Consider the following 23774-nt stretch of genomic DNA (forward strand, 5'->3'; position numbering starts at 1 on the left):
CCTCAGATTTCGACTCCCTGTTCTGCCAGCAGGTCCAGAAATTCCGCTTCAGCGAGAATCGGAACGTCGTTGTCGGCTGCGTCGTCCTGCTTGGTCTGTCCCGGATCGTCGCCAACAACCAGATAGTCAGTGTTCCCCGACACGCTACTCGTTGCCGACCCGCCGTGGCGCTCGACGATATCCTGTGCCTCGCTACGGGTGAACTGGTCGAGCGCGCCAGTGAACACGAACGTGAGACCGTCGAGTTCCTCGCCACCGCTGGTCTCGGCTTCCTGGGGAGAAACGTATTCCAGCAGTGCCTCGATTGCCTTGCGGTTCTGCTCGCTCTCGAAGAAGCCGCGAATCTCCGCTGCCACTTTCGGCCCGATGTCGTCAACCTCGCGAAGTTCTTCCTCGCTTGCGTTCTCGACGGCTTCGAAGGTGCCAAACGCCTGAGCGAGCGAGCGCGCGGTCGTCTCGCCGACTTCGGGGATGCCGAGTGCGGTCAGGAAGTCCGCGAGCGGCGGTGCTGTCGTCGCGTCGATTTCGGCGACGAGATTCTCGGCGCTGGTCTGTCCCCACCCGTCTAGTGCTGTGAGTTCCTCGACGGTGAGTTCGTAGAGGTCAGACAGCGATTCGATCAGGCCGGCATCGACCAGCTGTTCGACGCTCTTCTCGCCGAGTCCCTCGATATCGAGTGCGTCGCGACTGGCGTAGTGCTGGATGGCCTGTTCCAACTGTGCGGGGCAAGCGAGGCCACCGGTGCAGAACGCGAGTGGTCCGTCCCGTTCGACGGGGCTCTCACAGACCGGGCAGGTGTCCGGAAAGTCGAAGTGGGCCTCGCCGTGGTCTGTGACGACCTCGGCCACGTCCGGAATCACGTCACCGGCGCGTTTCACCCGCACTTCGTCGCCGACGGCCACGCCCAACCGGGCGATTTCCTCGGGATTGTGCAGACTGGCCCGCGAGACGGTGACGCCGCCCACCTCGACGGGGTCGAGCAGTGCCACGGGAGTGAGTCGCCCCGTTCGACCGACCTGGACAACGATGTCCCGCACTGTCGTGCGCTCGCTGCGCGCGGGAAACTTGTAGGCGAAGGCCCACCGCGGGGCACGCGAGGTGGTCCCTAACTGCTCGCAGGCGGGCATGTCGTCGACCTTGATGACGACGCCGTCGATTTCGTAGTCGAGGTCGTCGCGTGTCTCGAGCATCCGGTCACGGTAGTCGATGGCCGCCTCGATGTCATCGACGAGGTCTATCTGGTCGCTGACGCGCAGTCCCCACTCGGGAAGTCGTTCGTTGCGTTCGGCGTGGGTTTCGAAGTCGACGCTTGCGTCGAGAACAGAAAAGAAAAATACCGAGAGTGGGCGCTCGGCGACGACCGATGGGTCGAGTTGTCGGAGGGTCCCAGCAGCGGCGTTGCGGGGATTAGCAAAGGGGTCTTCGCCGCGCTCGACGCGTTCGCGGTTGAACTCGTTAAAGGCGTCGCGGGGCATGTACACCTCGCCGCGGACGGCCAGAAAGTCGGGAAAGTCACCGCGGAGTCGCTGGGGGACTGCGGGGATGGTCCGGACCTGTTCGGTCACGTCGTCGCCCTGCCGACCGTCGCCTCTCGTCGCGGCGCGCTGGTAGACGCCGTCCTCGTAGACGACTTCGACCGATAGCCCGTCGAACTTCGGTTCGCACACGTAGGTGAGTTCGTCCACGCGGAGTTCGTCACGGACGCGCTCGTCGAACGCGCGCACGTCGTCGGCCTCGCCGCTCTGGTCGATGGAGAGCATCGGTGCGACGTGGGATACGGTGTCGAGTTTGTCGACGGGGTCGCCACCGACTCGCTGGGTTGGACTCTCCTCGCGGTCGAGATCGAACTCCTCTTCGAGCGTTTCGAGTCGACCGAAGAGCGCATCGTAGGCACGGTCTCCGATGACGGGGTCGTTCGCGACGTAGTAGCGGTGGTCGTGGTAGCGGATAGCCGCTCGGAGTTGCTCGGCCTGCTCGGTCGCCTGCTGCTCGTCGAGCGTTTCGACTGGTTCGAACGCTGTCGGGGGATCCTCGATGTAAGGGTTGTCTTCGGGAGACGGTGGCCCACTGGTCATGGTCGTTACCGCGGTGTCGTCCGTATAGAAGCCGGTGGTTGTCGATCGCCAACCCGGGATGACGAGTTATCACGTCGGCTTTACACACTGACATTGTCAATAATTTAATCATAACAATTGGCGACTCTGGAGTGTGTCCGAGCATGTCACGAGAGTCGTCGGAGTCATTCGAAACGAGCAGACGAACCGTTCTCGGGAGTATGGGCGCAGCCGTCAGCGGACTCGGCTTCCGCGACGAACTGCTCGGCAAGAAAATCAACTATCCACCTGACGACCAGGGGATTATTCTCCGGCAGGGCGACAGTTGTCTCCCGGTTACGGCGTTTTCAGGCGAAGTGCCGGTTGAGCAGTTCTACGAGTACGAGGTGCCGCCCCAGTTCGCCAGCGAGGAAAACGGCGCGACTGCGGAGGGATTTAGTTACTCGTCGCTGGGGACGACAGATATCCAGCAACCCAGTGGGAGTGTACTGTTCCTCTACGACGGTCCACGAGGATTGAGTCTCGTCGTCATCCACGGACAGTACGAGGAAACCGAATCCAACGGCGAGGACCCCGAATCCGACGGCGGCTCTGTCACGTTCGAAGTCGCTGGCTTACCGGAAGACGGCTCCTGGATTGTCAAGGACGACCTTTACAGGGATTCGGACGGAGACCTCGCTTCGAGCAACGACGACATCTGGAACGTCGATGACACGCCTGACACTATCGACTGGACGTGGGCGCCGGGACGCACGGACGGTGGTGCCTTTCGAAACCTGGACGGCGAGTTCTCGGTTACCATTGACCCGGCGTTCAACGAGGAAGCGAAACTCTTCGAGGAAGTGTACGATGGAACTGTGGAGTCGTGGGAACTCGCCGTTCCTGCTGGTGACGGTGATGAAATCTCCCGGGCAGAACTCGACATGTCGACGCCACTCACCATCGAAACGGGATCGTGCCCTGAGCAGTCGCTTACTTCGGGATCGACGACTTCCGGGTCGACGCCGTCGCTCAGGACAGTGGTGTTCGAGGGGTGCAGTAAGGTGTGGTTCGTCTTCGAGGAAGCGTTCGACGGCTCGTATTCAATAGATATCGAAACCACTGCGGGCTGGGAGAAAGTCGAGATTACCGGCCGTGACCTCGAATTCGACTCTGCCAAGTTCGGCCGCCTTCCGCTGTTCAAGTGGTCCGGAAACGCGAACATACTGGCTGTGAAAACGTCGGCCGGTGTCCTCGCTAATCCCAACCGCTGTGCCGACGATGATGACGACAGAGACCGTCGTGATGATGAGAAGAAGGACAAGGACCGGCGGGATGAGGATGACGACGATGATGAGAAGAAGGACAAGGACCGGCGGGATGAGGATGACGACGATGATGAGAAGGACAGGCAGAGTGACGATGATGAGAAGGACGACGATGACGACGAGGTCGACGAGGACGACGATGACGACGATGACGACGAGGACGACGATGACGACGAGGACGACGATGACGACGAGGACGACGAGGACGACGATGACGACGAGGACGACGATGACGACGATGACGACGAGGACGACGAGGACGACGAGGACGACGAGGACGACGAGGACGACGATGACGACGAGGACGACGATGACGACGATGACGACGAGGACGACGATGACGACGATGACGACGAGGACGACGATGACGACGAGGACGACATTGAGGATAAGATTGAGGACATCGAGGAAGACGTCCGAGAAGATGTCCAGGAGAAAATCGAGGACGGCGAAGATCCCGAAGATATCGAGGAGGACATCAGAGAAGATGTCGAAGATGGGCTGTTAGACGGGGAGGATGACGATGACGAAAACACTGGACGGTCGGGGAACGGTAGACGGTCAGGGAACAGTGGGCAGTCGGGGAATGGCGGACCGCCTGAGAACGCAGGTCCACCGAAGAATACGGGTCAGTCAGAGGACTGCTGGATGAACTCGAGTCGCTCTGGAACTCAGACGAGGAGTGACCCTCGGTCTAGATGGCCGACGCCCTTGAATTGAAAATCAGAAAAAAGAGGAGGCGGCGTTACAGTCCGGCGACGTCTTCGATGGCGTCGGTGAGTTCCTTGATACTCTCGATGTCGTGTTCTCCCATGTGGCCGATGCGGAACGACTCCTCGCTCAGGTCGCCGTAGCCACTGGAGAAGACCATGTCGTACTCCTTGGAGACGGCGTCGACGGTTTCAGCCACATCGATGCCCTGTGTGTTCTCGATGCAGGTCACAGTTTGAGACTCGTACCCCTCCTCGGGGAACAGGCCGAAGTGCTTGCGGGCCCACTCGCGGGTGTACTCGGCCATCTCCTGGTGGCGCTGGTCGCGGGCGTCGTGCCCTTCGTCGAGCATGTGCTTCATCTGCTTGCGGTAGGCCAACATGATGGGGATGGCGGGCGTCGAGTGGGTCTGGCCCTTCCGGTCGTAGTAGTCGAGTGTCCGCTGGAAGCCGCCGTACCAGGAGGCGGAGTCTTTCTCCAGTTCTCGCTCGTAGGCGGCGTCGCTGACCGCACAGACGGCGAGACCGGGCGGCATGGCGAAGGCCTTCTGGGTCGAGGTGAAGATGGCGTCGATGTTGTGGGCCTCGATGTCGATGAAGTCCCCGCCGAGACAGGAGATCGCGTCGACGACGAAGTATGTGTCCGGATAGTCGGCCAGCAGGTCGCCGATTTCCTCGACGGGATTGCGGACGCCGGTCGAGGTTTCGTTCATCACGACGCCGACGGCGTCGTACCCCTCGTCGCTCGATTCGAGCGCGTCGCGGATATCCTCGGGCTTGACCGCGTCGCCCCAGTCGTACTCGATGCGGTCGACCGTCTTCCCGAGTCGGTCGGCGACGTTGGCCTGGCGCTCGCTGAACGCGCCGGAGGTCGGCACGAGCATCTGCTCGTCGACGAGGTTGAGCGTCGTTGCCTCCCAGAACTCCGTCCCCGACGCCGTGAGAACGATGACGTCGTTGTCCGTGCCGAGGAACTCCTTGGTGTCCTCGACGATGGTCGTGTAGAGGTCAGTCATCCGGTCCATCCGGTGGCCGAACATCGGCTCGGCCATCGCCTCGATAACGTCGTCGCGCACTTCTGTCGGACCGGGTAGGTACAGCGTCTTGTCGGGGTAGTCGTCTTTGTATTCCTGTTTTTTGGTCACGGAAACCACCTCGTGGATGTACCGTTGCGGTGGGATGGCATGGTAGTTTTGATACCGCTCTCGCCAGTCGCCGGGTGTCGGACACGTCGGTATCTCTCGGCCAACGCCCGTGCCCGCCATCTATTTCGACGCGGACGAGTAAGGTACTGTATGACAGACGACGCCGAGTTTCTCTATCCGAACCGCGACAGTGAGCGTGGACAATCGGAGGTCTCTCGTCGGCTCTTTCTGGCTGGCTCACTCGCCGCGGGGACGGTTGCGACCGCCGGTTGTTCGTCAGACGATGGAACGGCTGGTGGCGGCGGTCAGGAACCCGCCCCCGTGACGACGGCAGACACCGTGTTCGTGTTCAACACCGGCGACCAGACGATGAGTCTCGTCGATGTGGGCACCGACGAAGTCGTCGAAACGATTGATATCGGGGTAACAGCATCGTTTCCCTCCAATCAGTTCGCGCCACGGCTGACCGATTCGGCAGCCGACCCGCTGTGGCTCAACGTCGACGACGGCGTCCGAGGGCTCGAAGTGGGCTCGCTGGCGGAGGGTGTATCCGTCGACACCGGCTCGGGGGCGAACTGGCAGGAGGTCACGCCGGACGGCTCGCACCTCGTTGTCAGTGCCCGCGAACCGGCCCACCGACAGTTCAGAATCGATGCCGATCCGGACTCAGATTCGTTCGGGAGCGTGACGGCAGAACTCGACCGAACGTCGGAGGGTGGCCGTGGGGACAACGACGGTCCCGGGCCGTGTGACGTGACGATTCACCCAGATGGTGAGTACGCGTACGTTCCGGACCTCTTCGGCGATACGCTGACCGTTCTCGACATCGAAGCGTTCGAGGTCGTCACGCAGGTCGAGGTGCCGCCGGTCGTCGGTTCGAGCGGGAAACCCTGGATGGGGACGGTCGCCCCGGACGGCGAGACGCTGCTTGTCGAACACAGTGAAGGCCAGCGCGGGACCGAGAGCATCTGGGACACGAGCGACCCGGCGGCCCCGACAGAGCGGGTCCGGTTGACGAGCGACGACGGACTGGGCAGTCGACCGCTCACCAGCGAAATCGGCCCGGAATCGGAGGTTGGCTACGTGTTCACACCGGGAACCGACGACGTGAGTGTTGTCGACCTCGCTGCAGGTACCGTAACAGAACGTATCGAACTCGGTGGCTCTGCCTTCGTCGGCACCTGGGGACCGAACCACGAGAAACTGTACGTCCCGGTCCAGACCAGCGACGAGGTGAAAGTCATCGACCACGAACAGCGTTCGGTGACGGCGACGCTCGCAGTCGGTTCGAAACCGTACGGCGCGACGGCCGCAACGGTTCGTCCCAGCGACGGAGCCGCGACACAGGCCGGCACGAACGGCGGGCTGTACAACGAACTCTCCGGGAGTGGCACCACCTACTGCATCGGCAACTGTGCCTGTGGCCACACGCTCTGAGCCGCGGATTCTCGGAGCGGTTACTGGCGGATTGCCTATGTTGCTCGCGGTTCAACCGCTGGTATGGAACTAACAGACGGCGTCTACGCGTTTCCACAGACGATCGAACGTGGCGGTACCGAACAGACCTTCCACCCCTCGGCCGTCGAGACGCCGAAGGGAGTGATTCTCGTCGACGTTGGCTTTCCGGGCCTGGCCGATCAGATAGAGGGCAACCTCACCGAGGCCGGGTTCGAGTGGAACGACGTGTGCGCGGTCGTTCTAACCCATCAGGACGGCGATCACGCTGGTGGACTCGCAGACGTGCTCGACCATGCTGACGCGACCGTCTACGCCCACGAGCGGTGTGCGCCGTACGTCGACGGCCGCAAACACCCGATCAAATCCGCCGGCGAGGACCGGTATCCGCCCGCCCCGGTCGACGTGGAACTGGTCGACGGCGTCTCCTTCCGAACAGACGCTGGGCCGATGGACGTGGTCTTTACGCCCGGGCACGCGCCGGGGCACATCTCACTGCACCTGCCCGACGCTGGACTGCTCCTCGCCGGTGACGCGACAGTCGCGGACGAGAACGGCCTCGCCGGGCCGAACGAGGAGTTCACTCCCGATATGGCGACGGCGCTCGATTCGCTGGACCGATTGGCGGATCTCGACTTCGACCGGACGCTCTGTCACCACGGTGGGTTCGTCGACGAAGGCGCGTCGCGACTCATTGATCTCGCCAAGCGTCGTCGGTGACTGCCCTGTCGGAACGGTGCCGCTCCTTTGGTCCGGTGGGGCCGATACTGCTGTAGCAGTCAGGCACGCGGTGCCTGTTCGCCCCGCTCTGCTGGTTCGTCGATGCCGAGCAACACCGGCAATGCGAGAAGCGCGATGCCGACCTCGGCCAGGCCGACGCTGACGAAGGCCGCGCCGAACCCGTAGGTCGCGGCGACGGTCGCACCGGCGACGATGCCGGTGAGAAAGCCCAGACTGCCGAAGACGTTGAACCCGCCCATTGCGACGCCGCGCTCGTCGTGGCGTGCGATGTCCGAGACCAGTGCCATCGTCGCCGGTGCCATCAGTGCGCCGAGGATGCCGACGGCGACCATCGTCACGCCCGTCATCTCCACTGTCGGCGCGAAAAAGACAGCGATGACCGCGACACCGTAGACCAGCGACCCGACGGCGACCGGTCCGACGCGGCCGATGCGGTCTGAGAGCCGCCCGAACGGATACTGGAGCAGTGCGAAAGGAACGAAGAAGAGTCCGAGCATCACCCCCGTTCCCGCGGCGTCGAGCCCGAGTTCGGTCTGGAAGTAGACAGTACCCACGAGGGCGAAAAAACCAGCTGTCAGGCGGTCGATGAAGCCCAGTGCGTAGGGGAGGCCGAGAATCGGCTGGCTGCGGAGGCGGCCGAGTGCGGCGACCGGGCTGCGCCGATTGCGGTCGGGAACGCGGTCGGTGACTGTGAGCGCGAGGCCACCGGCGACCATCATCAGGAGCGCCGCGCCGGTCAGCGGTACCAGCGGGCCGATAGCGTACAGTTGGCCGCCGATCGGGGCACCGAGCGCTGTCCCGAGGCCGATAGCGATGCCCGCCGCACCCATGTTGCGGCCGTTGCCGCCGTCGAGGTCCATCAGCGTCGTGATGGCGAGCGAGAACGCGCCGATAGTGGCCGCACCGCCCAGAAAGCGGACGAGGAGGACGCCACCGTAGGGCATTCCGATGCTCCGCGCGACGACGACGAGCAGCAGGTAACTGGCTGCACCGGCGACAGCGCCGACGGCAATCAGCGGCGTGCGACGGCCGATACTGTCACTGAGTGCGCCCCAGACGCCGGCAAAGAGGACGAAGCCGAGGAACTCGGCGGTGAGAAACCACTTGCCGGCGTTGAGGATGGCACCGGCGTCACCGCCCCACGCTGCGGGTGTGCCACCCAGCGCGTGGACGAGCGCCGGGATGCCCGGGTAGAGCAACACCTGAGCGAAGAGAACGGCGAAGACGACCCCGGCCAGCAGTACCCGGTCCCGGTCTGTCACGCGTGACGGTACGGGATACACCCAGAAGCTACTAACGGTACGGCGGGACGGCCGAGCGCCGGTCACAACGTGTTCGGCCGACTGGCCGGTCCTCCGCTCTCGACGGTCCCCGGGAGTTTTTGTCCGTCGGTACAACTGTTCGGCTATGGACCACGAGACGGCTGGTGCGGTCAGTGCGCAAATCGTCGACGCCATCGGTGAGGCCGTCATCGCCGACCGCGACTTCCTCGAGACAGTGCTGACGGGCGTGCTCGCGCGCGGGCACGTCCTCCTCGAAGACGTTCCCGGCACGGGCAAGACGCTGACTGCCCGGTCGCTGGCCAGCGCGCTCGATTTGCGATTCCAGCGCATCCAGTTTACCCCCGATCTGCTTCCGTCTGATATTACCGGGTCGAACATCTACAACGAGGCCGAAGGTGCCTTCGAGTTCTCCCGCGGGCCGATCTTCGCCAACATCGTCCTCGCGGACGAAATCAACCGTGCCCCGCCGAAGACCCAGGCCGCACTGCTGGAGGCGATGGGCGAGAAACAGGTCACCGTCGACGGGACGACCTACGAGCTACCGACGCCGTTTTTCGTGCTCGCCACGCAGAACCCCGTCGAACAGGAGGGGACGTTCGGCCTCCCCGAGGCCCAGCGCGACCGATTCATCATCAAGACCGAGATGGGGTACCCCGACCGTGCGGGCGAACGGGAACTGCTCGACCGGCGGGCCGGCCGCGTCGAACAGGCACCGAGCATCCAGCCGATTATCGACGGCGAGCAGGTGCCCGACCTCCAGCGCGCCGCAGAGAGCGTCTCCGTCGACGAGCGACTCCGCGATTACATCGTCGACCTGGGTCGGGCGACCCGCGAAGACCATCGCGTCGACGTGGGGGTCTCTCCCCGCGGGGTTCAGCGTCTCTTCGAGGCGTCCCGCGCCGTCGCCATCCTCCAGGGCCGGGACTTCGTCGTTCCCGACGATATCAAGTGGGTCGTCGAACCGGTCTTTTCGCATCGCCTCGTCCTCACTGCAGACGCCGGCGTCCGCGGCGTCGAGCGGTCGGAAATCGTCGCGGACGTTCTCGATAGCGTCGCGGTACCCGGCGCAGAGGGTGGCAGTGGGAGAGCCGACAACCCAGACCAGCCACGGTGACCGATCACCGCAGTGCCGTCACGAGGAAGATGATACCGGCCAGGGCACCGACCAGCGCGATGACGGCGACCGGTGTCTGTTCGACAGCACCCATCGCGAGCAGTCGCTGGAGACCGTAGGCCGCGCCGACGCCGAGCAGGCCGACACCGAGTGTCCCGCCGGCATGGACTAGTTCGGCGTCCCGGGTCGAGGCGTGGCGACCGATTTCGCTCCCCATTGTCGTCCCGTACCGGCCCATATCCCAGACGAAAAAGACGCCCACGAGCGCAGCAAAGAGGACCCAGGCCTCGGTGGCGAGCGTCCCGGCGAAGGCGGCAGCGACGAACAGGCCACCGCTCGCCAGCGAGTAGCCGGCTGACTCGTCCGAGAGGTAGCCTGCGAAGACAGCCAAGCGGAAACAGAGCAGGAAGCTGACGGTCATGCCGAGCAGGAGGAACGCAGCGGTGAGAACGAGCGGTGGCGGGCCGAAGAAGTCGACTACATCGGTTGCGTAGCTGAAGAAGACCTCGTCGAATGGGGCCGGGAGCCGCCAGCCGACTTCGCTGATGAACGTCTCGACGATTGGTCGTCCGAATGCGATGCCGCCAACGGTGATTAGCCCGCCCGCTACGAACGGTCCTGTGCGGCGCAGGGCGGCACGGGTCGAACTCGTTGCCATCCGCTGGAGTCCGACGCTGCCCAGCCAGATTCCTGTCGCGGCGACGATTATCACCACCAGCAGCGAGCGCAGCCCCGGTGCCGTCGAGAGGTCGGTGAGTGTGCCGTACAGCCCCAGGCCGAGCAGCTGCTGGAGTTCGATTGGTCGGCGTATCGTCTCGACGAGAAACGCCACCCCGCAGAGAGCGGCCGTCCCGAACGCCAGTATCTGGAGCGCCGTACGGAGCTGCGAGATACGCCAGTGGTCCGTTTCGCCGGTCCCGCTGTCGCCGATCAGTTCCGCAACCGGGAGTGCGTCGAGTGCTGCCCGGAGCGCTGCGGCGGCGAGCGCCACGAGCAGGAACACCGTCCCCAGGTGCGTCTGCAGGCGGCCGGGCACGAACACCCAGCGGACGAAGTCGTCGATGAAACCGGCTCCGCCGATTCCCAACTCCTGCTGAGTCAGGATGGCACCGGTTGCGAGGAACAGCCCGACAATTCCGGGGACGACGGCCGTCTGGACGCTCACCCAGAAGTACGCCGTGACCGACTCCTCGTCGACGATGTTCCGGACGCCCAGCAGGATACCGAGCACGGCGAAGACACACCCCGCGACGACTCCCACCTTCGTAATGACCGTCAGCGAGAGCAGTGACAGCCCGGCCTGACTGTCAACCGGCAGAACCGTCGAGGCAATCAGGAGGACGGTCCCGAGGATAGCGACGAGCAGTCCGAGCGTCACCGGGAGCGCGAGCAGACCCGCGAGACCGCGTGCGACCGGAACCCACCGGTCGAGTCCGACGAGCCAGAGCCCGGCTGCGAAACAGAGTGCGCCGGCGCTCCCGACCAGCACCGGCGCGAGCACCAGGTCGACTCGCCAGAGCAGCAGGCCGACGACAGCCAGCCCGATGACCAGCGAGAGAACGGTACTCGTCCGTGTCGGCGTGCCGGTCCGGTGGTTCGCGGTGTCGATATCGGTGCTCATTGGTCGGTGAGGAGGTGTGGAAGCGAGCGCCGCAAGGCGTAGTCGATCGGCTGGTCGATGTCCCAGCTAACCGTCGTCGCACCGGTGCGCTCGATTGTCTGAAGCGTGAACTGCCGGGTCGTCTCGACGATGCGCTGGCCGATGGTGTCCGTCCCGGTCACGTCCGGGCTGACGACCACGAGCGGATACCCGCGGACTGCGAGCGACCGCGCCAGGTCGGCCGGCCAGTCGTCGACCAGCGGCGTACAGAGCACGACTTGCGCGTTCGGCGGGAGCCGTGCGAGCAGGTGTCGCGTCTGCTCGTCGAGTCCGCCATCGGGGGCGACTGCGGTCGTCTCTGTCGATTGCTGGTCGCTCTCGTTCCCGTCTGTTCGCTCCGGGGACGGCGCTGTCGCCAGACCGTCGCCGCCCTGTCGCTGGGCCAGCACGTCCGCGAGCGAACTGGTCTCTGCACCGCGTTCGGCAACGGACTGGAGACCACTGAAGAGGGTGCGGGCGTGACTGTCGCGGTGGCCGCTCGACTCGGGGTCGACCCACGGCAGTCCGTCGGGACCGACCAGTCCGTCGAGCGCTCCCCGTTCGACGCCGACGGCGGTGACGCTGGTTGCGACCCCGGCACTGGAGAGCGCGTCGAAGAGCCGTTCACCCGCGTAGGCACACAGTTCCGCACCGGTCGGGTAGCCGGGTTGTGGCGTGATTCGGCCGACCGGTCGCGCGTCGACGACCAGGACCGTGCGGATGGCCTGTTCCTGGCGGTACTGGACGGTGACGAACTCACCGGTCTTGGCGTAGTGTCGCCAGTCGACGCGGTTCATCGGGTCGCCCGACTGGTACTGTCTGGTGGCGTAGAACTCCAGTCCGCTCCCACCGGTGTCGGTCGGGAGCGTTCCCGCACGCGGGAGGGTGGCGTCCTGTACCGGGGCGTCCCGGACGGCGTTAGCACACGAGAGCGTTTCGTCGCCCTCGACCGGGACCGTCTCTGTCAGTCGTTCGGTCGCCGCCAGCGAGCGCAGGCGGACTGTCGGGTCCCCGAAGTCGTACTCGCCGCGCTTTGCGACGACGCTGTAGGTGAGTTCGGTCGCCTCGCCGGGCGGGATGGCGACGCAGGCGCGGGGGGCGCCGTCGGTGACCGCCAGCTCCTCGGGGACGCCGTCGATGATGCGACAGTCCGTCAGGACTGACTCACCGGTGTTCTCGACGGTGAGTGTCACCCCGACCGTCTCACCGGGGGTCGGGTCCGGCGTCTCGAACGCTCTGGTCACCGTGAAATCCCCGTCGGGGACCTGAGAGAGCGTCCCGTAGAGGACGTAGGCGAGTGGAATTGCAGCGGCGACGATGAGCGTCTCGCGGGCAAAGAGAAGGCCAAAGCCAGTGAGGGCGAGCGTGGCCACGAGGCCGATGCCCCAGCGTTTGATGCGGCGGTACGTCATCGTTCCTCCTGGAGTCGCTCGATTGCTCTCATCGTCGCCTCGATGCGTCGTTCGCGCTCGCGCTCCGGGGAGAGCCACAGTCGGACCCGCGAGAGCAGCGACGGTGTCGGTCCTGCGTCGCCAGCGAGAAAGGCCGCGGCGACGGAATCGTCGGTCCACGTCCCCGTCTCGATTGCCTGCTGTGCGTCGGCACCCGTCTCTTGTGGCCCAGCAGCGAAGTCGTCGGCGTAGGCGTCGCCGGCAAGGTCACGGAGCAGGTCCTGGACTGCGTGGAGCGGCTTCCCGCCCGAGGTCACCGCGACTCGAACGTCGGCGTCGAGTCCGGCACCGGTCATCGAGCGCCGGTCGGCCGTGACCGCTTCCGGGGGGTCCGTCGTCGCGGCGTCGAACCGCTGTTCGGCATCCGAGTCCATCGGGAGTGACCAGCCGGCGCTCGGCGAACGCGTTGCGATGAGGACGTAGAGGCCGACCACGGCCGCCGCCGCGGTCATCACCGACTTCGGGTCGGTCGACAGCGACGCTATCGTCTGTCCGACCGGCCGGATACCTAACAGCAGGTCCGGCGTGAAGACCAGCATCGCACCGACGACCGTCGCGACGGCTCCCAGCGTACCGAAGATAGCGATACGCCAGCGCATCAGGCCGCCCCTCCATCGGCGGTGTCTCTGGTGTCGTCTGTCCCCGTTCCCGACGTGTCCGATTCCGTCTCCTCGTCGTCGACAACGTCGTCTTCGATGGCTGAAACCGCGGCTTCGACGCGGTCCAGTCGGTCTTCGGCAGCTCTGGCACCGTACTCGACTTCGCGGAACGTGTCGCGTAGATCCCGGACTGGCTGTGTGGGCAGGCCGTCGCGGTCGACGGCGTGTCGGGCGATTTCACCCGGCGTCTTCGTCCGCGGCCGGCGGAGACTGAGGTAGCTGAGGAACTGCTGCCACGCTCGGCGGATGGTGCGGCGGTCCTCGCTGGTTCCCTCTCCCGCCGATGACTCGTCGTCGCCGCTCCCGAAGAGTATCTCGCGTTTCGCCCCGAGCCAGGCGAGCAACGCCTCGCGGAGTTCCTCGAGGCTCGTCCGGCCGCGCAGCAGGTCCCGGAGGTGGGCAACAGTCCGTCGAAGGCGGGCGACGACTGCGGCCACGGCGTCGTCCCAGCGGGTTGCGACTGTCACGAGGAGCCACTGACTGTACTGGACGAGGTGTGTGGGGAGATTCAGGAGGGCGCGGAGTATATCGCGTGGTGCGTAGCCGCGACGGTAGGCGAGTCCGAACGCGCCGCCGACGACAAGGACGACTGCGAGTGCAGTGAGTGCGAGGTTCACGAACAGCCCGGTGACGGTCGACTCTTTGGTGAGTCCGGCACCGGTCACGCTGACCGTCGCTTGCTCGGCCATCGGGAGCGTGACGGTTGCCGTGCCGTTGATGTCCGTCGTCGCCACCTGCTCGCCGTTGATGTGGACGGGGGCGTTGCCGACCGGCTCCCCGCCCGCAGTCGCGTTCACCACCGCGTCGGTGTACGGCAGTGCGATCGGCGCCGTCGGCCGAACGGTCACCGAGAGTTCGGGGAGTGTGACGGTCGTCTCACCGCGGGCCGAGCCGCGCTCGACTGCAATCGTGACGTTGCCACCGCGCCCGGGAAGCGTGAGTTCGGACCGCCCGCTGGCGTCGGTCGTCCCGACTTCGGTATCGTCGACCAGTACTGTGCCGCTCCGGAGCGGTACGTCACCGATCGTCGCAGTAATCGTCACGTTCGCGTTCGGAATCGTCTCGCCGCTGACGGTGACCGTCGTGTTCGTGTCGACGGGAACCGTGAGGTTTGCGGTTTCGGGGGGCGGCAGTGCGGTAATCGCGCTGTCGACGCTGTAGTGTCGGTCGTCGGTTCCGTCGGGGAGACTCCCGACTGCTGCGAGCGTCGTACTCGACCCGTCGGCGACCGTGATCTGCAGTTCGTCGGTGTAGGGGACCGTTCCGACGACGGTGCCGTCCCGGCCGGTCTGGCCGATTGATTCGCCGTTGAACAGCACCGTCACACCCGACTGGCGTTCGCCGTTCTCCGTGACGGTTACTTCGACCGACGCGCCGGAGACTGCTGTCCGGTTGAGCGACAACTGATAGCCGCTGTCGGTCTCGCCGGTCGGTCCCTGGTCAGTCTGATTCTGCTCACCGGAACTGCCGTCGGTGTCGTTCTCAGTGCTGTTCTGCCCGTCGGGTGAGAACTCCTCGCCGGGACTCCCTTCTTCGGTCGGCGAGTAGTCGGCGTCGGGGTTCTCGTCCTGGATGGACTGCCGTTCTTGCTGGAGGCGTTCGCTGCCCGGTGTCGGGTCGAACTTCACCCAGCCGACGTCCTCGAAGTAGACTTCGACCCAGGCGTGGGCGTTCATCCCGCGGACCTGGTACGTGTTCTCGCCGACCTGCTCGCCCGTCGAGTAGCCAACGGTGTAGCGCGCGGGGATGTCCTGCGTTCTGAGCATCGTCGTCATCGCCGTCGCGTAGTACTCACAGTAGCCCGTATCCATCTCGAAGAGGAACGTATCGGTGATGTGGTCGCTGGTCGTCGAGGCGTTCAGCGAGTACTCCTTGTTCGCCTCGAGCCACTGCTCGATTGCGACAGCCGTCTCGTAGGACGAGTCGGCATCAGACGTGATGTCGTCGGTGAACAACTCGACCCGCGAGGGCGTATCGTCGGGGACCTGTGTGTACCGCTCCTCGATTTCGGCGGGATACGACTCACCGCTGGTCCGGAGCAGTTCGGATTCCTGTGGCGGTTTGTAACTCCGTCCCGAGAAGGTGGTGCCGGGTCCGAGACGACCGCCGGCTCGAACTGCGCGCTGGTTGGTCAGTTCGAGGTCGGCGACGCCGTCGATGCGCTCCGGTCGCCAGACGGTCGGGAGCGCCGTTGCACTCCGATTCAACTCGACCTCGTAATCGACCTGTTGGCCCTGAATACCGTCGGTGTCGATGGGATCGTCCAGTGGTTCGGTGTCGCCGGTCTGTTCCCAGCTTCTCCCGGTGTAGCGGTCGTAAGCACCGGTCCGCCAGTACGCTGAACGGGAACTCCGGACGGTAAAGTGCGTGCTCGTCGACTGCGAGTTTAGCGCCGCGCTCGCGCCGGTCGACCCGCCGACATCGGTCGACTGGCCGGGATTGAGCGCGCCGAAACCGCCTGCCCCCTGGCCGGTGCCGAGGTCGTCAGGGTCGATCTCGCCCAGTCCGGAACTGTTGAGTTCGCCGAAGTTCTCTGCGGCTTCCGACTGGATGGCGTCACCGGGCACCAGCGACTCCGCTGGACTATCGACTACACCGCCGGTCAGGGTCGGGACCAGTACGCCGGCGAGGCCAACGGCGAGCAGACAACAGGCGACCAGCAGGACCCGCGTTTTATCCCGAGTCTGTGCTCGCGTCCGGCCAGAATCCTCAGATGCCATTTGTGTGCTGCGTCAGGGCGACGCGTATCGTCACCTCGTAGTCGGGCATGGCTGTTGAATGTTACCCTGCACACGGTGGCGCGGGGAATCCTGTTCTCACGAAGACAGGCTTCCTGTTTCGATGACGCGCTTTGCAGACACCGAAGTTGTGTCCGTAGGGAGCGCAGTCTCCATCTCTGAGAATTCTGCTACCTGAACAATCCATATGGAGCGAAATAGTTGTTCGGGTTATTGTCGCTGCTGCTTCGCATCCACCAACAAGAACTTCACTACAGCGTTGGAATCAGCTACTTTCCCTCCCACCGTGCGGGGATATCTTCATTCGACACACCAGTCGCTCAATAAACGCTAGCCCGCCCAAAGAGAGACGCCTTGGCGTCTCTCAGGCGCTCACCCCCGGCGGATCGTATGGTTCGTTCTTTCTGAGCATGTGGAAGATTGAGACAAGCATCTTGCGAGCTGTTGCGACAATTGCTACCTTGTGCGGTTTATTCCGTGTCTCACGCAACCGCCAGTAGAAATCACTCAGATACGGATCCTTCGCGTTGTGAACCGCAGTATTTGCACACTGGACCAGAATCCACCGCAAGTATCCGTTTCCTTGCTTACTGATGCCGTGCTCAGTCCGCGAGTCGCCTGACTCGCGGACGACCGGGTCCAGACCAGCGTAACTCACAACCTCGCTCGACCGATCGAACCGATCGATCTCACCAAGTTCCGAGAGAATCATCACGCTGGAGTAGGCCGCAATCCCTGGCACCGACATCAAAAGCGACGTTTCTTCTACCTCCGTCGCAACACTCTCTATCTTCCGCTGGAGTACCTTGATCTTCCGCGTAAACTCGTCAACAGCTTCGACCCACTGATTCAACAGCATCTGATACGGCTCCTCAAGAGTGAGTTCCTCCAGGAACTCACGTCCCTCGTCCGTCCAGAGCTTTCCATCGAACGTGATTCCATTCTGGTCAAGTAGCGCAGTCACTTCGTTTTTGAAATCGGTGCGTTTGTTGACCAGCTTCTTCCGACCGCGCGCAAGCGCGCGGTACTTCCTGAACTCTTTTGATGGAACGTAGCTTTCCGGGACTTCATCGAGCCGAAGAAACCGTGCGAGTTGCTTTGCATCCACGCGATCATTCTTCTGTTTTTGCCCAGCAAGCCAATCCGCTTTCACCGGATTGGCGAGCGTCACATCGAGATACTCGTCGAGCGTATCGTAGATTGTGAAGTAGTTGCTGGTGGCCTCAATCGCGGCTTCACCACCAGCATACTTCTGTGCAATCTCGTCGAGGTCCGCGTTTGCGACGCGGACCTCTTCGACGATATCGCCTTCGGCGTCGATTACAGCGACTTGTGCTTGCCGTTTGTGGACATCAATGCCCACGTAGTGATCGGTCATGGTTCACCTCTGGAGTGGCACGCGTGAAGCGGAACGTCATCTCTTCGGGCTTGCAGCCACGGCTGACCGTGGGTCAGCCGGGCTGCGATCCCAATTCTCCTGTTCCTTCGCATGGTTGGTCCGTCACAGGCCCCCGCTCTATGGCGTAGGAGACTGATCGACCTTTCACTCCCTGGCATACTTCACGCTCCAGGGACTTTAGCAGAATTCTCATGGAGTCACAGGCGTCTCTTCGGGCCATCCCAGCCCTAACTCAGAAAAGCCGCGTTGTAGAACGTTCATCGCCGCGTTCGCGTCTCTGTCCGTCTCGAACCCACAACTCGGGCACGAATGTTCTCGTACCCAAATTGGCTTGTCTGTCTCCACATCACACGACGCACACTCTTTGGTCGTCCCCGCCGCTTCGACCTGTACAACATGCGTGCCGTACAACTCTGCCTTGTCTTCGAGGAGTGTGATGAACTGTCGCCACGCCGCGTTTTGTTTGTTGCGAGCGTTCCCGTCGCCCTGAAGCAGACTCTGAACGTTCAGGTCTTCAACAAACACGGCGTCGTACTCTTTGACGAGCCACGTTGAGAGTTTGTGCTGGTAGTCCAACACCTTCCGACGAATCTTTCGTTTGGCTGTGGCGACGTTCTCCTGTTGTTTCTCGTAGTTGTTTGACCCTTTCTCCTTCCGTGAGAGTTTGCGCTGTTCGCGGCGGAGTTGTTCGTATTCGTCTTCGAGGTCGAGCCAGTCGACAGTCTTGCCGTCGCTGGTGTGAATGTAGTTCAGGATACCAAGGTCAATACCCACGTTGTTGTTCGTATTGAGTGAGTCCACGGCGGGTTTCTCTGGCATCTCAGCGTCGTCGATTTCTAATCCGAAGGAGACGAACCACTCGCCTGTGGTCTCTTTTTTGAACGTAGCTTCTTTGATGGTGGCGTGGTCAGGGATTGGGCGCGAGTACCGTATTTTCACCCACCCGACTTTGCTGAAGCGAACGGACGCATACTTGTCGTGGCCCCTCTTTTCATCGAGGTCAAAACCAGACTGGTTGTACGTCACGCTCCGGTAGTCAGTGGGTGATTGCCGCTTGAGCCGACCAACATTGTACCCTTCCTTTTTTTGCGAAGGTTCGAAAGATTACGGTGGAACCGGGCAACGGTGGCTTGTGCGGCTTTTGAGTATGTGTCCGCGAACAGAGACCACTTCCGTTTCCACTCGGGGAGTTTGTTGTTTTGGTCGTACTCGCTGGGCTTGTGTTCTTCGGGACTATTCGTGTAGTCCCAGCGGACGTGGTTGTAGAGTTGGCGATGAACGTCGAGATGGTGTTCCAGTCCGTCTGCTACCTCTCGTGTCGGGTAGGCTCGGTAGCGGCGACTGTACTCCATCGCAGTCTCTTGATTAGCGATATATTCAGTTAATGGTTAGTATCCCTGTGTGTCGGCTTTATCCCCACCCACGGTAGGTCGGGGGTATTCTCGCAAACGGATATAAATTCTGTGTGCCGGGCGGCGGGCGCACGCCAGAGTTAGGGTCTCCTATCCACAACGGGACGACATGGACGCACACCTCCGGGCCGGTATCGCTATCTACAACGCCGGGGGCTACCACGCCGCACACGACGCCTGGGAGGACCACTGGCTCGACCTCGAAACGGGGACCGACGACGAGCGATTTCTCCACGGGCTCATCCAGTTCACAGCCGCGGTGTTTCACGCCCGCAACCGCAACTGGTCGGGTGCGACCGGACTCGCTGAGAGTGGTCGCGCGTATCTCGCTGGCCTCGGCGACGAGTACCGTGGCGTCGATGTCGCCGGCGTTCGGACTGCTCTCGGCGCGCTCGCGCGCGACCCCGAACGAATCGAGCGCGCCCGTCCGCTCCCGCTCACACACGGCGGTAAGACCATCTTACCGACCGACCTCGACTTCGAGTCGACGGCCGTCGCCGCCGAGGTTCTGGCGGAAGAACACGGCCACGACGAGGGGCGCATCGAGCGAGCCGTCGAGTACGCCCGTGCGGACCTCGATAGCGGGAAGACTGCGAGTCCGTTCGTGACGCTGCTTTTCGACTTCGTTCGCGAACCGGACCGGCGTGGTATCATTACGCAGCGCCTCGGTGAGCACGTCCAGCGCCGCACGCACCGCGAGTCTGACGTCGAGGGGCTGTTCGACTGAGTTCGAAAGCGGGTCCGAGGGTTTAGGTATAGCCTAGCGCGAAGTAAGGCTATGGTAACTCGGCGGGTGCTCGTCGTCGCTCTCCTTCTGGTCGCCGGTCTCGGCGTGGCGACGTTTACCGTTTCTGCGGACGGGGACGGCCGACCGGTCGCGACCGAACTGCTCTCCGGAACGAACCCACTGGATGCAGACACCGACGGGGACGGACTTGACGACGACGAGGAACTCGACGAGTACGAGACCGATCCGACTGACGCCGATACGGACGGGGACGGGCTCGACGACGGCGAAGAAGTCAACGAGCACGAGACGGACCCGACAGATATCGACAGCGACGGTGACGGACTCGACGACGGACAGGAATTGGCTGACCACAGCACGGACCCGACGGATACCGATACCGACGGTGACGGTCTCTCCGATGGCGAGGAACTCGACGAGCACGACACCGATCCGACTGACGCCGATACGGACGGCGATGGACTCCCGGACGGGGCGGAGGTCGCCGAGTACGGCACCGATCCCACTGCTGCGGACACGGACGGCGACGGGCTGAGCGACTGGGACGAACTGGAGAAATACGAGACGGACCCGACGGATACCGATACCGACGGTGACAGACTCGCTGATGGTGCGGAGATCAGCGAGTACGCCACGGACCCCACTGCCGTGGATACCGACGCGGACGGGCTGGTTGACGGGGAAGAAGTCGGCGAGTACGGGACTGACCCCACCGCCGCAGACACGGACGAGGACGGACTTGACGACGACGAGGAACTCGACGAGTACGGGACCGACCCGACCGACACGGACACGGACGGCGACGGCCTCGACGACGGTGCCGAAGTGACAGAGTACGCTTCGGACCCGACCGTCGAAGATACGGACGGTGACGGGTTGACCGACGGTGCGGAGGTCAACCAGTACGGAACAGACCCGGCCGCTGTCGACACGGACGACGACGGGCTCGATGACGGCGAAGAGGTCACCGACTACGCCACGGATCCAGCGGTTGCAGACACCGACGGCGACGGCCTGCTGGACGGCGAGGAAGTCGACCAGTACGGCACGGATCCGACCGATTCTGACACCGACGGAGACGGAATTAGCGACGGCAAGGAGGTCAACGAATTCGGGACGGACCCGCTCGTCGTGACCACCGACCGGGACGGCGACGGCCTGCCGGACGACGCCGAGCGAGAGGAGTACGGGACCGATCCGTCCGTCGCAGATACGGACGGCGACGGACTCACCGACGGCGAGGAAATCAACCAGTACGGCACGGACCCGACCGACCCGGACACGGACGGTGATGGGCTCTCTGATGGTGCTGAAGTCGCCGGGCAGACCACCGGTGGTGTCGCTCTCCCCGATGCCGACCCGCTGTCGATAGACCTCTACGTCCAGTTCGACTACGCACAGGGGGACGCACTCAAATCCGAGGCGTTTCTCGACGACACCAGACAGAACTGGGACGCGATGCCGGTCGAGAACCCCGACGGCTCGACGGGTATCGACCTCCACATCCGCGAGGGTGGCTACGTCGACGGTTCACCAACGTTCAGCGGCAACAACTTCCACGATATCAAACGTGACTACCACCGCTCCCAGCTCGGCGACCGGGTCGGCGTCTACCACCAGACTATCTTCCTCCCGTTCGAGTCGAGGGTCGGCTACGACGGGTACGGCGAGGTGCCCGGCGAGTACACGATCGTCGACACCACTGCCCGGGACAGCTTCCAGCGCAACATGGTCGTCCACGAACTGCTCCACAACGTGATGGGGACGCTCGAAGCGCCCCAGGCCTGCACCGACGACCCGGCACACTACTGTGCTGACGGCTGGCTCCAGAGTACGGTCACGACCGGCGAAGACGAGTTCCTGCCCCAGCCGCTGGCAGAGCAAATCGAGCGAAACGGGTTCGAATCGTAACTGCTGCCCCGGCCAACAGAGGTATTATGTCCCACACATCCTTACTACCGCTGTGTCGACTGCCGTCCTCACCGTCACGGCAATCATTCTGGCGCTCGGAATCGCCGCGCAGGTGCTCGCAAAGCGTCTCAAAGTTCCGAGCGTACTGTTTCTCATTCTCATCGGCGTGAGTCTCGGTCCGTCGGGGATAGGGTTCGTCACCCCAGACACCTTCGGTGCGGGGCTCTCGACTGTCGTCGGGTTGAGTGTGGCGATTATCGTCTTCGACGGTGCGTTTCAACTCCATCGCGAGCAGCTCCGCCGGACACAAAAAGCCGTTATCGGACTGACGACTGTCGGAGCACTGGCGATGCTTCTCGGAACCGCTCTCGCAGTCCGGGTTTTCCTCGACACGAGCTGGGGGTTGTCGCTGCTCGTCGGTTCGCTGCTTATCGCGACGGGACCGACCGTCATCACCCCCATCTTCGAGGTGATTACCGTTCGAGAACATCTGGAGACGACGTTCGAAGCCGAGGGCATTTTCAACGACGTGACTGCTGCGATTCTCTCTATCGTCATCTTCGAGACGGTCGTCGTCGAATCGGCGCCGACAGAGATTCCCTTTGGCTTCCTCCAGCGACTCGGCGTCGGTGTGCTGGTCGGCGTCGGCATCGCTGTCGCAATGTGGCTCTTTCTCACTCGGGTGAAAATTTCGGCCAGCGACGCTCCGCGAGTCGCCAGGCTGACGGTCCTGTCGGCTGTTATTCTCGCCTACGGCCTCTCGGAGGCGGTACTCGCAGAAACTGGCGTTGCGGCCGTCGCCGCTGCCGGACTCGTACTCGGCAACGCGGAACTGGCCCATCGGGAGTCGATTCACCAGTTCAACCGGGACCTGACGCTCGTCGTCCTCGCTATCGTCTTCATTTCGCTTGCGGCGCTCATCGACTTCGGCGCCCTGCTCGGCCTCGGCGTGGGTGGGCTTGCGGTCGTCGCGGTCGTCACCCTCGTCATCCGGCCGATTGTGGTGTTCCTTTCCACACAGGACCCGCAGTTCACGCGGAACGAAACCCTGTTTCTCAGTCTCGTCGGTCCCCGCGGCATCATCCCCGCGAGCATCGCGACACTGTTTGCAATCGAACTCCAGGGTGCCGGGCAGTCCGGTGCGGCCCAGATTCTCGCCGGTACTGTCTTTCTCGTCATTTTCGTAACGATCGTCCTTCAGGCTGGTCTCGCCCGGCAGATTGCGACCATTCTCGGTGTGATACCAATGCCAACCATCCTCATCGGCGGCGGCCGAGTCGGCCGTATGCTCGCCGAACGACTCCAGAATCGCGGCGAAAACGTCCTGCTCATCGACGCCGATCAGACGGTCGTCGACCAACTCCAGCGCGATGGCTTTACCGCCCAACAGGGTGACGGGACAGAAGCGGAAGTTCTCCGGTCGGTCAACGCCGAGCGTGCAACGCGGGTTATCGCTGTGACGAGAGACGACAACACCAATTTGCTCGTCGCCCAGCTGGCCCGGACGAAATTCGACGTCGACGATGTCTACGCCCGCGTCAACGACCCGGAAAACGTCGAGACGTTCGAGGCGCTCGACGTGACCGCTATCGACGCGACCCGGGCGACAGCGTGGTCTATCGACAACGAAATCGAGCGTCCAGAACTCGCCCACTGGATGAATGCGCTCGGCAACGACCACGACGTTCAACAGATCGAACTCACGGCCGACGATCTGGTTGGCCAGACGATCCGAGAGGTAAACGCCGAGATTCCCGACGGCTGTATCGTCGCTGTCATCGGCCGGGACGGTGAAACGCACGTTCCGTCGGCCGACGAGTCGTTGCAGTACGGCGATACGGTCACGTTTCTCGGTCAGCGGAGCGCCGTCTCGGGCGCAGTTCGGCGGTTCCATCCTCGAAACTGAGTCGCACGTCTCGGCCGTCGACGAAATCTCCAGAAACGAGTCCGAATATTCATAATAATATCGCCAGTATGGGTAAAGTATTAGCATAAATATGTTTCTATG

General features: G+C 63.3%; 15 protein-coding genes and 2 pseudogenes. 8 read left to right on the plus strand and 9 right to left on the minus strand.

All coding sequences use genetic code 11. From position 1 onward, the window contains the following. Nucleotides 1-2: 2 nt before the first annotated feature. A complete protein-coding gene (gene ligA / locus WDJ60_RS08790) occupies nt 3-2075 on the minus strand; it encodes an NAD-dependent DNA ligase LigA (protein ID WP_340099994.1) in 2073 nt (690 codons plus the stop codon). Nucleotides 2076-2218: 143 nt separating this feature from the next. On the opposite strand from ligA, the gene WDJ60_RS08795 reads away from it, so the two are divergent. After that, nucleotides 2219-4081 (plus strand): hypothetical protein, encoded by a 1863-nt coding sequence (locus WDJ60_RS08795; RefSeq protein WP_340099995.1) that lies wholly within the window; start codon nt 2219-2221, stop codon nt 4079-4081. A 25-nt stretch (nt 4082-4106) separates the two neighbouring features. Here WDJ60_RS08795 and WDJ60_RS08800 read toward each other — a convergent pair whose 3' ends face one another. Beyond that, nucleotides 4107-5216, minus strand: coding sequence for a pyridoxal-phosphate-dependent aminotransferase family protein (locus tag WDJ60_RS08800; RefSeq protein WP_340100183.1), 1110 nt, complete (start codon nt 5214-5216; stop codon nt 4107-4109). Nucleotides 5217-5366: 150 nt separating this feature from the next. Here WDJ60_RS08800 and WDJ60_RS08805 point away from each other — a divergent pair, with 150 nt between their 5' ends. Both WDJ60_RS08805 and WDJ60_RS08810 read left to right on the plus strand, forming a co-directional pair. Next, entirely contained in the window at nt 5367-6653 is a 1287-nt protein-coding gene (locus WDJ60_RS08805; RefSeq protein ID WP_340099996.1) for a YncE family protein, read from the plus strand. Between the two features lie 63 nt (nt 6654-6716). Further along, entirely contained in the window at nt 6717-7391 is a 675-nt protein-coding gene (locus WDJ60_RS08810) for an MBL fold metallo-hydrolase (protein ID WP_340099997.1), read from the plus strand. Between the two features lie 59 nt (nt 7392-7450). Here WDJ60_RS08810 and WDJ60_RS08815 read toward each other — a convergent pair whose 3' ends face one another. Next, nucleotides 7451-8674, minus strand: a complete 1224-nt coding sequence (locus WDJ60_RS08815) for an MFS transporter (protein ID WP_340099998.1) — start codon at nt 8672-8674, stop codon at nt 7451-7453. A gap of 145 nt (nt 8675-8819) precedes the next feature. On the opposite strand from WDJ60_RS08815, the gene WDJ60_RS08820 reads away from it, so the two are divergent. After that, complete coding sequence (locus WDJ60_RS08820; protein ID WP_340099999.1) at nt 8820-9809, plus strand: AAA family ATPase; 990 nt, start codon at nt 8820-8822, stop codon at nt 9807-9809. Nucleotides 9810-9813: 4 nt separating this feature from the next. Here WDJ60_RS08820 and WDJ60_RS08825 read toward each other — a convergent pair whose 3' ends face one another. The 6 genes and pseudogenes from WDJ60_RS08825 to WDJ60_RS08850 all read right to left on the minus strand — a co-directional run bounded on the left by WDJ60_RS08825 (nt 9814) and on the right by WDJ60_RS08850 (nt 19047). After that, on the minus strand, nt 9814-11430 hold the full coding sequence (locus WDJ60_RS08825) for a DUF7519 family protein (protein ID WP_340100000.1): 1617 nt from the start codon (nt 11428-11430) through the stop codon (nt 9814-9816). Next, a complete protein-coding gene (locus WDJ60_RS08830) occupies nt 11427-12860 on the minus strand; it encodes a DUF58 domain-containing protein (protein ID WP_340100001.1) in 1434 nt (477 codons plus the stop codon). The genes WDJ60_RS08825 and WDJ60_RS08830 overlap by 4 nt, the downstream gene beginning before the upstream one ends. Next, nucleotides 12857-13498, minus strand: coding sequence for a DUF7269 family protein (locus WDJ60_RS08835; protein ID WP_340100002.1), 642 nt, complete (start codon nt 13496-13498; stop codon nt 12857-12859). Before WDJ60_RS08835 ends, WDJ60_RS08830 begins: the two co-directional genes overlap by 4 nt. Next, nucleotides 13498-16278 carry a transglutaminaseTgpA domain-containing protein gene (locus tag WDJ60_RS08840; RefSeq protein ID WP_340100003.1) on the minus strand — a complete coding sequence of 927 codons (2781 nt, stop codon included), beginning with the start codon at nt 16276-16278 and terminating at the stop codon, nt 13498-13500. Before WDJ60_RS08840 ends, WDJ60_RS08835 begins: the two co-directional genes overlap by 1 nt. Before the next feature lie 382 nt (nt 16279-16660). Continuing rightward, entirely contained in the window at nt 16661-17674 is a 1014-nt protein-coding gene (locus WDJ60_RS08845; protein WP_340100004.1) for an IS110 family RNA-guided transposase, read from the minus strand. 210 nt (nt 17675-17884) lie between these two features. Next, a pseudogene (locus tag WDJ60_RS08850) lies at nt 17885-19047 on the minus strand (RNA-guided endonuclease InsQ/TnpB family protein). A gap of 169 nt (nt 19048-19216) precedes the next feature. Here WDJ60_RS08850 and WDJ60_RS08855 point away from each other — a divergent pair. The 4 genes and pseudogenes from WDJ60_RS08855 to WDJ60_RS08865 all read left to right on the plus strand — a co-directional run bounded on the left by WDJ60_RS08855 (nt 19217) and on the right by WDJ60_RS08865 (nt 23672). Beyond that, the gene (locus WDJ60_RS08855; RefSeq protein ID WP_340100005.1) at nt 19217-19834 is read left to right on the plus strand and encodes a DUF309 domain-containing protein; all 618 of its coding nucleotides are present in this window, start codon (nt 19217-19219) and stop codon (nt 19832-19834) included. A 51-nt stretch (nt 19835-19885) separates the two neighbouring features. Further along, nucleotides 19886-20155, plus strand: a pseudogene (locus tag WDJ60_RS18905) (zinc metalloprotease); the annotation flags it as partial. A gap of 42 nt (nt 20156-20197) precedes the next feature. Next, complete coding sequence (locus tag WDJ60_RS08860; protein ID WP_465269244.1) at nt 20198-21766, plus strand: binary toxin-like calcium binding domain-containing protein; 1569 nt, start codon at nt 20198-20200, stop codon at nt 21764-21766. A gap of 52 nt (nt 21767-21818) precedes the next feature. Then, nucleotides 21819-23672, plus strand: a complete 1854-nt coding sequence (locus WDJ60_RS08865) for a cation:proton antiporter (RefSeq protein WP_340100007.1) — start codon at nt 21819-21821, stop codon at nt 23670-23672. Nucleotides 23673-23774: the final 102 nt, after the last annotated feature.

The sequence above is a fragment of the Salinibaculum salinum genome (genome assembly GCF_037645885.1).
Classification (GTDB): domain Archaea; phylum Halobacteriota; class Halobacteria; order Halobacteriales; family Haloarculaceae; genus Salinibaculum; species Salinibaculum salinum.